The sequence below is a fragment of the Metabacillus malikii genome, from assembly GCF_030813355.1.
In the GTDB taxonomy this organism is placed as follows: Bacteria; Bacillota; Bacilli; order Bacillales; family Bacillaceae; genus Metabacillus; species Metabacillus malikii.
This window is the reverse complement of the sequence record NZ_JAUSUD010000001.1, coordinates 100,562-114,430: the sequence shown is the minus strand read 5'-3', so window position 1 is coordinate 114,430 and position 13,869 is coordinate 100,562. Positions and strand designations below refer to the sequence as shown.

The 13,869-nt window shown below is 33.2% G+C and carries 11 protein-coding genes and 1 pseudogene; 6 read left to right on the top strand and 6 right to left on the bottom strand.

Going from position 1 to position 13,869, the window contains the following annotated elements; genetic code table 11:
* Positions 1 to 2: 2 nt before the first annotated feature.
* The 4 genes from J2S19_RS00605 to ilvA form a co-directional block, all read right to left on the bottom strand.
* Positions 3 to 794, bottom strand: coding sequence for an SGNH/GDSL hydrolase family protein (locus J2S19_RS00605; protein WP_307335621.1), 792 nt, complete (start codon positions 792 to 794; stop codon positions 3 to 5).
* Between the two features lie 99 nt (positions 795 to 893).
* The gene (locus tag J2S19_RS00600) at positions 894 to 1,484 is read right to left on the bottom strand and encodes an SCO family protein (RefSeq protein ID WP_307335619.1); all 591 of its coding nucleotides are present in this window, start codon (positions 1,482 to 1,484) and stop codon (positions 894 to 896) included.
* Between the two features lie 322 nt (positions 1,485 to 1,806).
* Positions 1,807 to 2,649, bottom strand: a complete 843-nt coding sequence (locus J2S19_RS00595; RefSeq protein WP_307336562.1) for a DegV family protein — start codon at positions 2,647 to 2,649, stop codon at positions 1,807 to 1,809.
* Positions 2,650 to 3,076: 427 nt separating this feature from the next.
* The gene (ilvA, locus tag J2S19_RS00590; RefSeq protein ID WP_307335617.1) at positions 3,077 to 4,345 is read right to left on the bottom strand and encodes a threonine ammonia-lyase IlvA; all 1,269 of its coding nucleotides are present in this window, start codon (positions 4,343 to 4,345) and stop codon (positions 3,077 to 3,079) included.
* A 185-nt stretch (positions 4,346 to 4,530) separates the two neighbouring features.
* Between ilvA and J2S19_RS00585 the strand changes: the two genes are divergently transcribed.
* Together J2S19_RS00585 and trhA are read left to right on the top strand one after the other, a co-directional pair.
* Positions 4,531 to 5,616, top strand: coding sequence for a sigma 54-interacting transcriptional regulator (locus tag J2S19_RS00585; RefSeq protein WP_307335615.1), 1,086 nt, complete (start codon positions 4,531 to 4,533; stop codon positions 5,614 to 5,616).
* 29 nt (positions 5,617 to 5,645) lie between these two features.
* On the top strand, positions 5,646 to 6,287 hold the full coding sequence (trhA, locus tag J2S19_RS00580) for a PAQR family membrane homeostasis protein TrhA (protein WP_307335613.1): 642 nt from the start codon (positions 5,646 to 5,648) through the stop codon (positions 6,285 to 6,287).
* Positions 6,288 to 6,380: 93 nt separating this feature from the next.
* Here trhA and J2S19_RS00575 read toward each other — a convergent pair whose 3' ends face one another.
* Both J2S19_RS00575 and thyA read right to left on the bottom strand, forming a co-directional pair.
* On the bottom strand, positions 6,381 to 6,881 hold the full coding sequence (locus J2S19_RS00575; RefSeq protein ID WP_307335611.1) for a dihydrofolate reductase: 501 nt from the start codon (positions 6,879 to 6,881) through the stop codon (positions 6,381 to 6,383).
* Positions 6,878 to 7,243, bottom strand: a pseudogene (thyA, locus tag J2S19_RS00570) (thymidylate synthase); the annotation flags it as partial. The gene J2S19_RS00575 and the pseudogene thyA, both read right to left, overlap by 4 nt.
* A 187-nt stretch (positions 7,244 to 7,430) precedes the next feature.
* Between thyA and J2S19_RS00565 the strand changes: the two are divergent.
* From J2S19_RS00565 to J2S19_RS00550, 4 genes are read left to right on the top strand one after another with little or no spacing between them, the layout of a single operon-like run.
* Entirely contained in the window at positions 7,431 to 8,786 is a 1,356-nt protein-coding gene (locus J2S19_RS00565; protein WP_307335609.1) for a site-specific integrase, read from the top strand.
* Positions 8,776 to 11,325: a hypothetical protein gene (locus J2S19_RS00560; RefSeq protein ID WP_307335608.1), complete on the top strand. Its 2,550-nt coding sequence runs from the start codon at positions 8,776 to 8,778 to the stop codon at positions 11,323 to 11,325. Before J2S19_RS00565 ends, J2S19_RS00560 begins: the two co-directional genes overlap by 11 nt.
* Complete coding sequence (locus tag J2S19_RS00555; protein WP_307335607.1) at positions 11,322 to 13,148, top strand: site-specific integrase; 1,827 nt, start codon at positions 11,322 to 11,324, stop codon at positions 13,146 to 13,148. Before J2S19_RS00560 ends, J2S19_RS00555 begins: the two co-directional genes overlap by 4 nt.
* A complete protein-coding gene (locus J2S19_RS00550; RefSeq protein ID WP_307335606.1) occupies positions 13,141 to 13,863 on the top strand; it encodes a hypothetical protein in 723 nt (240 codons plus the stop codon). The genes J2S19_RS00555 and J2S19_RS00550 overlap by 8 nt, the downstream gene beginning before the upstream one ends.
* Positions 13,864 to 13,869 lie beyond the last annotated feature (6 nt).

Here is a 13,869-nt window from a genome sequence, read left to right as displayed (position 1 = left end):
TCTTACGGTATAGCAGTAATTACTTGTTCGTTTTCCAATTCCTCTAATACTCTATCAGCTATTAATTCATATCCTTTTCTATTTGGATGAAATTGGTCATCAGATAACAATATTTCATCAGTTGTAGTGAAAATATCCTCAACGGATACAAATACGCTATGACCATCATGATTTATTATTTGTTGTGAAGCAGTATTCCATTCAGAGATTATCGTATCTATCTCAGATAATTCTGGCAGCATGTACTTAAAAGGATTATAGAGACCTATTAACACAATGTTAGCTTCTGTATTATTTTCTCTAATTGTATTGATGATATCTTTTAAGTTATTCTCATACGTTTTTTGGCCCTCTCGAAAAGGTCCATAATCTAAGGAGAATATATTCTTTTTGACGACATTCATTAAATCATTACCACCAATCGTCACAAAGATTAAATCTGCTTTTTTTAAATGATTTACAACTTGATTTTCCTTTAATTTTTTTTGTAGATTACTAGTTTTATGTCCTTTAATCCCATAATTGTTTAATACAATATCTTTTATTTCTTTACGTTCATCCATTTGGTTTATTAACTTTCCAATATATCCACCTTGGTTTGTCTCATCACCAACACCTTTTGTAAGTGAATCACCAATCGCCACAACATGTAATGTTTTAGGGATAAAAGTCTCTGCTGGTTGTTCCTTCTCAAGCTTTGTGAGCGATTTAGAAGAAACATTAGATGTGTGATCCGCCATACATCCAGTAACAAGTAAACAAAGGACTACAATTGACGTAAGCTTTCTGAACATAACATCACCCTATCAATAGTGTAAGGACAAATTATATCATTATAAGTTCATAATTTGTTAGTAAAAAAGATTCCAATTTGGAATCTCTTTAGGTAAAAATCATTTCAATAATAATTTAATATCCGAGATAATCTCATCGTATGGAGTTTCAACTGCTCCACTATAATCTCTCATTACTACTCCATTTTGATCAACTAAATAAAAACTTGTTTTGTGCATGACTTGGTCATGATTATTTGGCTTTTTCACTAATGCTTTAAAACTTTTTTTTGCGAAGTTTTCAATCTCCTCTTGAGTATATCCTGTTAGAAACTCCCAATCATCAAAAGAAATATCATAGGTCTTTGTAAATTCCTTAATCTTTTCTGGTGTATCAACCTCCGGGTCGACACTAAATGAAATAATTTTAGCATTTAAGCCTTCAGCTTTCATTTTATTTTGCAGCTCCTTCATGTGAGCTGTCATAGGAGGACATACGGTTTCACAATTTGTAAAAACAAAATTTGCTAACCAAACGGTACCCTTTAACTCACTTAAGGAAACAGTCTCACCATCTTGATTATTATATTGAAAAGATTGTACTTCGTAGTTAAGAGGATTAGAAATTGGCGCGGAGGTGCTACATGCAGTTAATCCAACCATTGTGATAATCATTATAAATATAAATAACTTATTTTTCTTTATACTCATCAAGAAGTATTCACCCTTTGCTTGTTATAACTCTACAATATATTAGTAAAAATTTTATCAAATATATAGAACAAAAGAAAGAAAGGTAATGCAAATAGATGATAGTTGAATAAACAATTGATTAGAAAAAACATGTCAGCAAAATATCATTTCCTTACATGCATTATATGTAAAAACTATCCAATCATTGCATCAAATTCCCTATTTTTATGTGCCATCACATCATCTACACATGAAAAGGTTAACTAGCCTTACCCATTTTTAATCTCATGAGTAAAAATAGTTAACCATTTTAACAAACTCATAACTGTTCTTATTTTTCTTATTCTGCAAAAAACATAAAACCAATTGCACCTGGTCCTGTATGTGTCGAAATAACAGGGGTTGTAAATGATATATCAATTTGGCAATGAGGTGTTGTATCTTGTATCGCATGTTTTAGCTTTGATGCTAATTCGAATGCATCAGCATGAGCTATCCCTACGGCTTTCACTGTCTTTCCTTTTATATCCTCAGCAAATTGCTTCGCTAAATATTTTACACCCTGTGCATGACTTCTGACTTTACCCACTGGTGTATACACTCCACCTTGTAGGCTCGCTATTGGTTTTACGTTAAGTAAAGAACCAATTAACGCCTTTCCTTTGCCAATTCTTCCGCCCTTTGCTAAATTCTCAAGTGTGTCCACCATTATATATAAGTTTGTGTTCTTACGAATTTCTTCTATTCTGTTTAATATTGTTTCCTTATCAAATCCCTGTTGCGCCATTTTTGCCGCTTCAAGTACTTGAAATCCTAATGCTTTCGAGATAAACATCGAATCGACAACTGATACATCTGTCTTTGTCATCTGTGAAGCACCTTCTGCTGATTGAACTGTACCACTCATACCACTAGTCATATGTATTGAAATGACCGAGTCACCATTTTTCCCTAGTTCATCATATACTTCAAGGAACTTTCCAGTGGAAGGTTGTGAACTTTTTGGAAGTTCTTCTGAGTTTTTCATTAACCGTAGAAACTCATCCGGTTTGATATCAATTCCATCCGTAAAAGTTTGATTATCGATTGTGATAGATAACGGAACTACAGTAATACCATATTTATCAATATAATCCTGTTTCATATCAATTGTTGAATCTGTTACTATTTTTACATTACCCAGGTTAATCACATCCCTAAAATATTACCCTTAATTATACCGTCTATTCTTTACGTTTCAATCAAAAATAAGATGAAAATACGCACTTGTTTGTGAACACGTTATTATTTTCAATTACAAAACGTCTTTTAATACAATAAAATACACCTTTTTGTATCAAATTTAGCCGCTTTTGTAAACTCTTTACCCACTACAACTTAATTATTTCTCTAGGGCATTTTGCCGCACGAGCCTCACGGGTAGCCAAATAAGTGCTGAGCATGTCTAGTTTTAAGGAACATGTAAAGTTCAAATCATATCAGTTCCAATTAGTAAGTAGTACACATTTTAGTAACACATAAAAGGAACAACCGTTTAGAAGGTAGCATTCTAAACGGTTGTTCCTAGAAGGAAATAGTCCCATAAATTGTTTCCATTGTTGTAACAAAAGCTAAATTAACAAATGGAAAAGGTTGCTATCTTTATTCACTTCTGTATAAAAGAAACCTTTTTTCTTCATTCTTTCGAGTAACGGATCATAATCATTTTTGTGCTTTAATTCGATCCCAACGAGTGCAGGACCGTTATCTTTGTTATTCTTTTTTGTATACTCAAAACGATTTATATCATCATTTGGTCCAAGCACCTCATCTAAAAACTCTCTCAATGCACCGGCTCTTTGGGGGAAATTAACGATGAAATAATGTTGTAAACCTTCATAAATCATTGAACGTTCTTTAATTTCTTGCATTCTGCCAATATCGTTATTTCCTCCGCTTACTATACAAACAACATTTTTCCCTTTAATTTGACCTTTAAGAAAATCTAATGAAGCAATGCTCAATGCACCAGCTGGTTCGACAACAATGGCGTTTTCATTATACAACTCCAGTATCGTTGTACATACTTTCCCTTCAGGTATTAGGTGAACCTCATCAACGACATCTTTACAAATAGAGAATGTCTTGTCACCAACTCTTTTAACCGCTGCACCATCTACAAATTTATCAATTTCATCTAATTCAACGACACTATCTTCAATCTTTGATTTATATAATGATGGTGCACCTTCAGGTTCTACACCGATTACTTTTGTATCCGGAGATATGCTATTAAAGTATACACCTAGTCCAGAAATAAGACCGCCACCACCTACACTTGCTATAACATAGTCAATCTTCACGTCCGTATCATTCATGACTTCTACAGCAACAGTTCCTTGTCCCGCAATGACATCAACATCATCAAATGGGTGGATAAATGTACGCCCTTCAGCCTCACAACATTCAACAGCTTTTTGGTATGCATCATCGAAAGTATCTCCAATTAAGATAATATCAACGAACTCTTTACCGAAAAGTTCTACTTGTGTTACCTTTTGTCGCGGTGTAGTTGATGGCATAAAAATCTTACCGTGGATTTTAAGCTGCCTACAAGAATATGCAACACCTTGAGCATGATTACCAGCACTCGCACAAACAATACCATTCTTCGTTTGAGTTTCTGTAAGCTGTTTAACCTTATTAAAAGCTCCGCGTATTTTAAAGGAGCGTACAATCTGCAGGTCTTCTCTTTTTAAATAAACATTGCAATTATACTTCTCTGACAACTGTTCGTTCTTTTGAAGCGGTGTATGTGTTACAACATCTTTTAACAAATGATGTGCTTTTAGAATATCCTCTACATGTACATTTTTTACTTCATCGATAGTTTGTTTCATGGTCACGACCCTTTCAATTGCTTGTTAATAGAAAATTATATCATGAATATTCAAAATATAAAGGAATACTCAAAAACTTTAATAAAAATTTAATATTCGCAGATTTATAACTATTTTTCTTAATTGGTTGTTATTAGTTCCAATTGGGTGTTATAATAAATTATGGAATAAGAGGGGGTCTGGCTTTGACGAGCTATAGTAATGAACTACAAAAGCAAATAAACAAAGAAACTTCTAGTCATTTTGATGATATCATTGGGAACCATCATTTAATAATAGAAAATAAACGGATCGCAAAGAAAATTTCTCATACAGAATTTCCTATATTAATACAAGGTGCTACAGGTACAGGAAAAAATTTATTTGCAATTGCAATTCATCATGAATCAAATCGACGAAACAGTTCATTTGTAACAGTTGATTGCCATGAACAGGATGTGAATTTATTAGAGCAATCACTGTTTGGAAAACCAGATGATACCGCTCCTTGTCTTCTAGAACAAGCAAATAACGGTACACTTTACTTAAATAACGTTGGAGAATTACCAAGTCGAATACAATCAAGACTTGTCAATCTGATTGATAATAAGTTTTGGAGAAAAAGTGAGCATAGCCCTACTATTTCTTCAAATGTTCGAATTATCTCTTCTACAACAAAACCCCTTGAGTTAGATGAACGTTTCAGAAGCGATTTACATTATAGGTTAAATGTACTTTCGATCCAATTACCAGAAATCAAGGATATGAAAGAAGACATACCATTATATGTACATCAATTCCTTAACAAATTAAATCCTACTCTTCGTCTAGACCCAGCGGTTGAAGAAAGCTTATGTGAATATGATTGGCCAGGTAACATTCGCGAAATAAAAAATGTTGTTCACTATATGGTAACAGTAAGTGATGGACGGTCAATCCAAATACACGACTTACCTCAATGGATGAACGAAAAGCTGCCAGTAGACCAGCATAAAAAGAAGAAAAATGTAAATATTGCTCCTATACAATTAACAATGATGGATAAACTAGAATATGCCTTTATCCTAAATGAAATTAAACAACAAAATGAAAAAGGAGAACCTGCTAGTAGACGATCAATCTCTGAAAACAGTAAATCACTACCTACACCGTTAACAACACAACAAGTGAGGCATCGTCTTGATTTCCTCGAAAAACATCAATATGTGACAAAAGGAAGAGGTAGAGCAGGCACTAAAATTACTCTAGAAGGTCTTGATTTTCTATTATCACTAAAAGATAAAATTAAATAAGTTATTTTTAAAAACGAAAGGAGTATACCATGGCAAACACACATACATTTTCTAAAGGTGAAGAAATAGCTAATTCCGTGACACATGGAATTGGAGGAATTTTAAGTTTAGTCGCATTAGTGATGTTAGTAGTTTATTCTTCACTATATGGTACTGTATGGCATGTAGTAAGCTTTACAGTATTCGGGATAACAATGCTTTTATTATATACAGCATCAACACTCGTTCATAGCTTTCCTGCTGGGAAGGCGAAAGACTTTTTTGAAATACTCGACCATTCAGCAATTTACTTCTTTATTGCAGGCACATATACACCTTTTTTATTTATTGCTGTTAATGGATGGGTAGGCTGGACACTGTTTGGTATCGTATGGACTCTAGCAATAGGAGGTACAGTCTTTAAAGCCTTCTTTGTAAAAAAATATCTATTCTTCTCAACGATTATGTATGTCATTATGGGATGGTTAATAGTATTTGCCTGGAATCACATTATTGAAAATGTCCCTACTCCAGGTGTTGTCTTATTAGTCATCGGCGGATTACTATATACGATCGGAGCTGTCTTTTATGTATGGAGGGGATTTAAATACCACCATGCAATATGGCATATGTTTGTATTAGCAGGTAGTATCTTACATTTCTTTTCAGTATTTTTCTATTTACTTCCTTAATTAATATATAGTGCTATCTCTAACGTAAACCGGGTGACTCAAAAGGCTCTGATACACCTTTTGGTCACCCGGTTTATTTTTCATTTACTCTATTTAAGCGTTTATATTATTTCTTCTTTCGTACACAACAAAATCGAAATCGTAAGGGTTTTTTTCATCACGTTGACCGTGTTCACGTGATATGAGTTCCCATTCATCATCGTTTACCTTTGGGAAGAACGTATCCCCCTCGAATTGATGATAGATATGTGTTATATATAGCCGCTCACTTATTGGGAGGATTTCTTCAAAAATTTCTGCGCCTCCAATGACAAAAATTTCTTCATCTGTTCCTGCAGATAGCTCGCATATTTCGCTTATAGAATGGAGTATAGTACACCCTTCTATCACAAGACTTTTATCTCTTGTTAAAACATAATTGTCTCTGCCAGGTAAAGGTTTACCAATTGATTCGAATGTTTTTCTTCCCATGACAATTTTACGGTTCATTGTCACTCTTTTAAAGTAAGCTAAATCTTTAGGAAGGTGCCAAGGAAGTTTGTTATCCCGCCCTATTAGCCGATGATTATCCATTGCGACAAGTAAAGAAATCAAACGCTAACAGCTCCTTTAATGTGTGGGTGTGGTTGATAATCCTCAATTGTAAAATCTTCAAATTTAAAATCAAAAATATTTTTAATTTCCTTATTCATGACAAGCTTCGGTAATTTTCTCGGCTCTCGAGTTAATTGCTCCTTCACTTGTTCGATATGATTCGAATAAATATGTGCATCACCTAGTGTATGAACAAAGTCCCCTACTTCAAGGTTTGTTACTTGTGCAACCATATGAACTAGTAATGCATATGAAGCAATATTAAAAGGCACACCAAGAAAAATATCAGCGGAACGTTGATATAATTGACATGATAATTTTCCGTCAGCTACATAAAATTGGAAGAAACAATGACAAGGTGGTTGTATTCGATACTTTAGGAATAAATATAAATTCAACTATAAAAACACCTCTCAACACTAATAAAAATAATGATTGACGTTAATCCCAATTACGTATTAATATGGGAAAAACAAGATATTTCACTATTTATACAATATACAATCTTTATACATTATACACTTTTATTGAATTAGGGGGAAATGACAAATGAATAATTATAGATATGTAGTTAGAGAATACCCCACCTACCAAGTCATAAATAATAAAATTTATACAATAGATAGTGTTGGCATTGGGGTGGAGGACATAGAAAGAAATATAGTTTTCCCCTCCCCTCTAACCAATTTTATACGAAGTAATTATAGAAGAAAAAAAAGTGGAAGTGTTAGTTCACAATCAAATCCAGCCTACACTATATGTCAATTTTTAAACTATTGTAGGGATATGGTGGAGGAAGAAATTGACGAGTTTCTTCCATTAAAAGAGAAAGGAATAAAAGGATTAACTTTGAAACACGGTTCCCTCTTTATATCAGACCTTTCCATTCAATCAAGAGAAGGAGAATTGAAAGGGTCCTATGTTATGTCAAAAGTAAAACATCTTAATAAATTCTATGCTTGGCTAAAAGAAGAAAACTTATTAGAAGAAGATATCAAAGTATTTTATCAAGTTAATAAATATTCTTCTTATATTGATGGGAACCGATACGAAAAAGAACTTACAATACTTGGAGATATGTTTGATAATGGGGAACTTGATACTATCTATCCCCCTACCCAAGATAAAATAACAGAAAAACTATCAGATTTTGGGAAAGACAGAGCAAAATTAGTCAAAGAATTCTTAGATGTAGCAATGGACGTAGCAGAAGATATTTACTTAGGAATCTGCTTTCAGTTTTTTGGAGGACTAAGAAGAGGTGAAGTTGTAAACTTAACCAGACATTCACTTCTAACAAGACCACAAGGAAAATATCTAGATGTGGATGATAATCAGGAATTGCTCTTTCTACACAAGAAAAACTCCAAAAGTGAACAAGTGAAAATACGAAGATATCAATCACTTTTTTGGAATTCAACACTTGAATATGCGTATAAAGAACAAATAGCCAAACTAAAATTACTTGAACAAAAAGGCAAACTAAAAAATAAACACGCACTACTTTTGTCTTCCCGAACAGGACAACCTATTTCAGGCAATAGCTATTGGTATCAGTTCAATAAAGTAAAACAAGCCTTTTTAAAGAAAATTTTGGATGAAGGTAGAATTAGCACCTACCAAAAATTATCTGATATTGATTGGTCCACTCATTTGACAAGAGGGGTATTTACACATTTTTGCTTTGATGCAGGACTAAGCATTTCAGAAGTCGCACTTGCTCGTGGGGATTCAAACTTAAATTCTTTACTCGACTATATTGAAGAAAGAACTGTACAAGAAACATTAACGGATGCTTTAAACGTTGTAAGAGTTGCTTTTGACAAAGCACCAAACAGAAAAATCACATCGGAATTTTCTGATACACAATTGAGTAAATGGAGGGGTGATATTTATGGAGCATAATGATATGCCTTTAACTAGAGCCGTTATGTATTTGTTTAACGTAGAAAATTGTACTTTATCTTGGGCTTTGACTTCAAGAAAAAACCCTCATAAACAAGAAGTAATAGACTTTAAACATTATTTTGGAGAAGAAGTGAATGGGGAAATACTATATTCCAAGAAAAAGATAGACACTTTTTTGGAAGAACATATTTCTTTTGAACAATTTGTTGAATTGATTAAAGACTTTGCATCTGAACGAAATAAAAAGATTAATGCCATTAAGGAAAAATGTAATCTTATCGGGATAAATTATGTATCTTTTGGAAATAGGTTAAACTATACCTTTCTATTAAAGAATGATGTCGATATACTACTAGAATATATTAAACGTGTAAACAAGCAACCGAATAAACTATATACAGGCGATGAAATCGTTCAGGAACTTGGTTTAGGTCGAGATAAAAAAGAAAAGCTATTTGAAGAATATAATATCGTACCCTTTATCACGCTGAAGATAGACAAATACTTTCACGAAGAACAACTTCTTTATTTAAAAAAGATTCAGCAAGATTTACTTCATAAAATCAAACAACATTATTATACGTATGCTGATATAAAAGAATTAACAGGGGGAAGAAGACAACTAACACCAAAATTAATGGAGGACCAAGACGAGATACTTTACCCCTTCCCTGTTATTTGTAAAATAAAGGGCGAAGATTATGATTACACTTATAATGAAACCCTTATTTCCAAACAACCAGTTCAAGATTGGATTCAAAAAATAAAAGATGATATGAAAAAAGCTGAAACCTTTGATAAGTATCTGCACAGCAATCCCTACCAAGCTTATTTAGAACTCATTGATTATTTCGGAATCAAATTTTCTGATACAAGTGAATTCACCCGTTTTCATTGGATGGATTTTGTTCGGAGGTCTATTAATAAAGCGAATCAAGAAGAAAAGAAATTTAAATCTACCATAATTCTTTTTGTTAACATAACCGACCTACTTTCGAAATTTTGTCACCAAAAAGATATATTTAAATTTTCGACAAAAGCCATTCTTTTGGGGTTATTTGAAGAAGCTGTTCCTTTAGGTTGGCAATTAAGATTGTTTAGCTTTATATTTAACCTTACTGAAGTTTGTCGTCAAGCTGGAATTTCAAAACTAGGCTATGACATAAAAGACATCCCAAATCCTAAACACAAAATCGGTGTTCAAGATAAAACGATTTACACCATTGATGAATTCTTTCAATTATTAGACTTTGTTAAAAATATACCTTTACACAAAGAAAAAGCCATTGAAGCAGCTCAAAAAGAAATGCGTGGAGAAAAGCCCATCATTAATTATGCCAATATGTGGACTTATGCCACGATTTTATTAAACAACGCTTGGCGAAGTGATGACGTACTTGCCTTTCCAAAACTTCCTGAGAGTTTCTTCCCTCATATAAGTTTAGAATGGCTAAAAGAAAATGAATTAAGCCAAGATGATACCATTTTCATTGCTGATTATTATCGTGGTCTTCCCTATCGACACGGAAAAACGAATGCCAAGCGCTATTTTACGATTTCAGATGAGTTAATGCAACCGTTCGCTTATGCTGTCTTAATTTCTACCGTGATACAAAGAGAAATGCATCCATTAAGTGATCGTTTATTTGCACTTGTGCATAAGCATAGTATTTATACCTACAATCATAATGCTTTCTTCCAATCTTTTGATTCTGAAGGGAATTTTATTTTTAGGGGTCTTAAAACCAATCGTACTCTAATGTCTTATATGGTTTCTGTTGTGGGGCAGTTAACCAAGCGAAATCCTGTTGAATTGGTGAAATTTTTACGAAGCCACTCTGATATTGAAATTACCAATATTTATTTAGAAGTTCCACCAGATAAAGTGGATGAGATTTCAGAGCATTTATTTAGTCTTGACAATTTTGGGTTTGTTTATGATTCAGCTACAACCCTATTATTCCAAAAAGATAAAGAAGATAAGTCCAAACAACTACATCAAGTGGCATTGCTAAAAGAACAATATACTATCGAAAAATTAGAAGGTTTGGCTGGATTTTTAAACTGCATTTACGAAGAAAGAAATATCGTTTCCGATATTATCAATGAAATGCCGATAGAAGAATTAAAATTAAAACATACCTTGCTAAAATTGGGGCTTTCCCCTTCCAAATCAGAAGATTTTCAGTGTTTGGTGGGAGAAGAAAATTGTCCATTTGGAACCAGAGCCTGTGAGGGGTGTGCTTTAAATGTACCGAACATTCATACCCTTTCTTCTATCAATCACCGAATTCATTATAAATTAAGTGAGTTTGAACGATTTTTTGAGACAACCCCTCTTGAAGGTGAGAAAACAAGGTTAGCTAATCAATTGTTTATTGAGAGGGAATTATTAAAGTTTGCCATTCAAAAGTTTGGACGTGAACGAGTTGACCGATTTATTACTGGAGGCATTGATGGCATCAACCAAAGATTCTCTCGAATACCAGGCTTTAAGGAATATTTAACCATAGAAGAAAGGGATGTTTTCCAATGAGTATCGCATTAAGAGACGAAGATATTGTCTTATTAAACGAGTATGCTGACTTATCCTTTGATTTAGACGAAAGTATCGAAAGCGCTAAAATATTCCTTGAAGAACTCAATAAGCAGCCTCTAAATCACTGCCAATTTGATTCGGATATTTGGGGAGTTGCTTATCTAGATGGAGTAAATCGCACGTTTTTTAAATTTGAAAAAATAAAGACAAGCATACAATTTGTACCTCATTTGAACAAAGAGGAGAAATTTGAGTTTGTTCAAGTCGTGAAATGTTGGATTGCTCATTTATTACAACGGGTAGAATTGTATAGTGTTGTTCGGTATTTTCGATGTTTACACCGCTTTATTGAGTATTCCCAATGCTTTAACCCTGATCAAAAAGTGTTAACAGAAGCGAAGGAAAAAATTAATCAACTCAATGAAAAAACAAAACATAACGCTTTTATTACTTGTATTGGCGCTCTCAATTTCTTGGACTACTATCAAGACCTCGATTCCAATAATGTATATTCAAATTTATTATTAGAACTAAAAGAAGAAATGGGTTTGCAGTTTAATGTTCGTACCTTACCAAATCCGAAAGATGTATTTCTCTTTAATCAAAAACTAGATGAATATTTTGGAGCGTTATCACCAAATTCTCCAGAATATCTTTACTTTTTTCCCATTTATTTATGGTGGAACTTAAGCAATAAAATCCCGCTTCGCCCTTTTGAGTTATGTGGAATCAAAAGAGATGGGTTGAAGGAGAAAAATAACCAATTTCATATCAAACTACCACGTTCCAATAAAAAAGGAAGCAAAAAAAGAAATGTGAATCGCATACAGTTGATTGATACTGTTAAAATCTCGAATGATTTAGGGAAAGCCATCCAAGCTTATATTGATAACACAAAGAAATATGGAGAGTCAGAAACCCTATTATCTTCTAAAGCCAATAAACAAACGTATGAAGCGGTTTTTAATCGGACAAATGCCAAAGTAAAGCTTAATGATTCTAAATATAGCCTGGTCAATCTTTATCAAGATATTGACCGTTTTTATGAACTTGTCATAGAAAAAAAGTTTGGCTTGACCGTACGACCTAGGGAAACTTTCGATGAGAGTACTCAAATCTTGAACGATCATTATGACTTCACTTATAAAATTAGACCAGGTGACACACGCCATTTTGCTTTCATTAACCTAATGAAATTGGGCTATAATCCTGTTGAAATTGCCCGATTAGGTGGACACCTAAAATTAAATAGCCAATACCATTATCATAGCCACGAACAGTTTTTAATTGATATCGAAATCTTACAGCTAATGAATAAATTTTCTTATAAAAAAAGCTTTTCTACCTTTAAAGACGAGGATGAGACTAAAAATCATAATATGAGAAATGCTTTTACGGAACATTTTGGGTTAGAACAGCTCATCAAAGATAAGTTTGTTCGTGCCACCTCTTCTTCTGGTCAAACAAAGAATAAAAAACTAGACCTTGGCTTTTGTAAAGACCCTTTACAACGATGTAAAGTAAATGATTGTCCTTTGTGTGATGACTGGGGGATATCGATTAATGAGTATCGTGAGAAGCGAGAAGTGATTATTAAAAAAGTTGAAAATGCCTACAACCATATTAAAGATGTTGTTTCTACCATTATTGAAATTCACAAATATATTATTAGCCAATACAACAAAGCCGAAGATGTGGATGATTTAAATATTGATTTAAATCGAGATTTAACGATTCAAGCGAAACAATTCAAACAAGCCGTTCAAGAATACCTTGAACTTGCCACTATTGAACAAAGAAAGGTTGATTACAATGCCTAGAGGGTTTGAAAATGAGTTTGATGAAGATAAAATCTTGGAGATTATCCATCAATTTAAAAAAGATATGAAAGTCAAAGGGAAAGTGAAACCACGTCAAGTGTTTGAATATGTTGCTGAAAATTATGATTTGGGGAAATACCCTTTTCTTCCGAAGAAACCAAGCTACGATTATTGGAGAAAGTGGGATTATCAAGGTAAAAAACTTATTGAAAAAGTGAACTCCATTAACACAGAGCCTGTTTTGAAAAATGATGAAACAGAAGATTCAGGAGAGTTGATTGATACAGAAGATGCAGTGCATAAATTATATACTGGCAACAAAAAAGACAAGCAAAAGTTGATTAATAGTTTAAGAATAAACGAAGTGAAAGCCAAAAAGTATTTTAAGAGAATGCATAAATTAGAGAAACAATTGGAAGAAGAAAAAGAACAAAAAAACAAATATAAACAACAAGCAGATGCACTCCAAACCATTTTGTTTCAAATAATGGAGCATAGTGCATCACAAGGGTTTCCTGTTGATAATCTAATTAACACGGGAAAAACAAGAACCCAGCCTGTGCAAATGATTTTAGAGCAAATTTTTGCCGATAATCCACTTGATGGATACCAATTTGACCAATATCAAAATGAAAAAGCAGCTGAAAGAAATAATCAAAATGTTGTAAAGTTGAAGAATAAACAATCTGCCTCTGATCAATTTGGCTATCTGTAAACATTC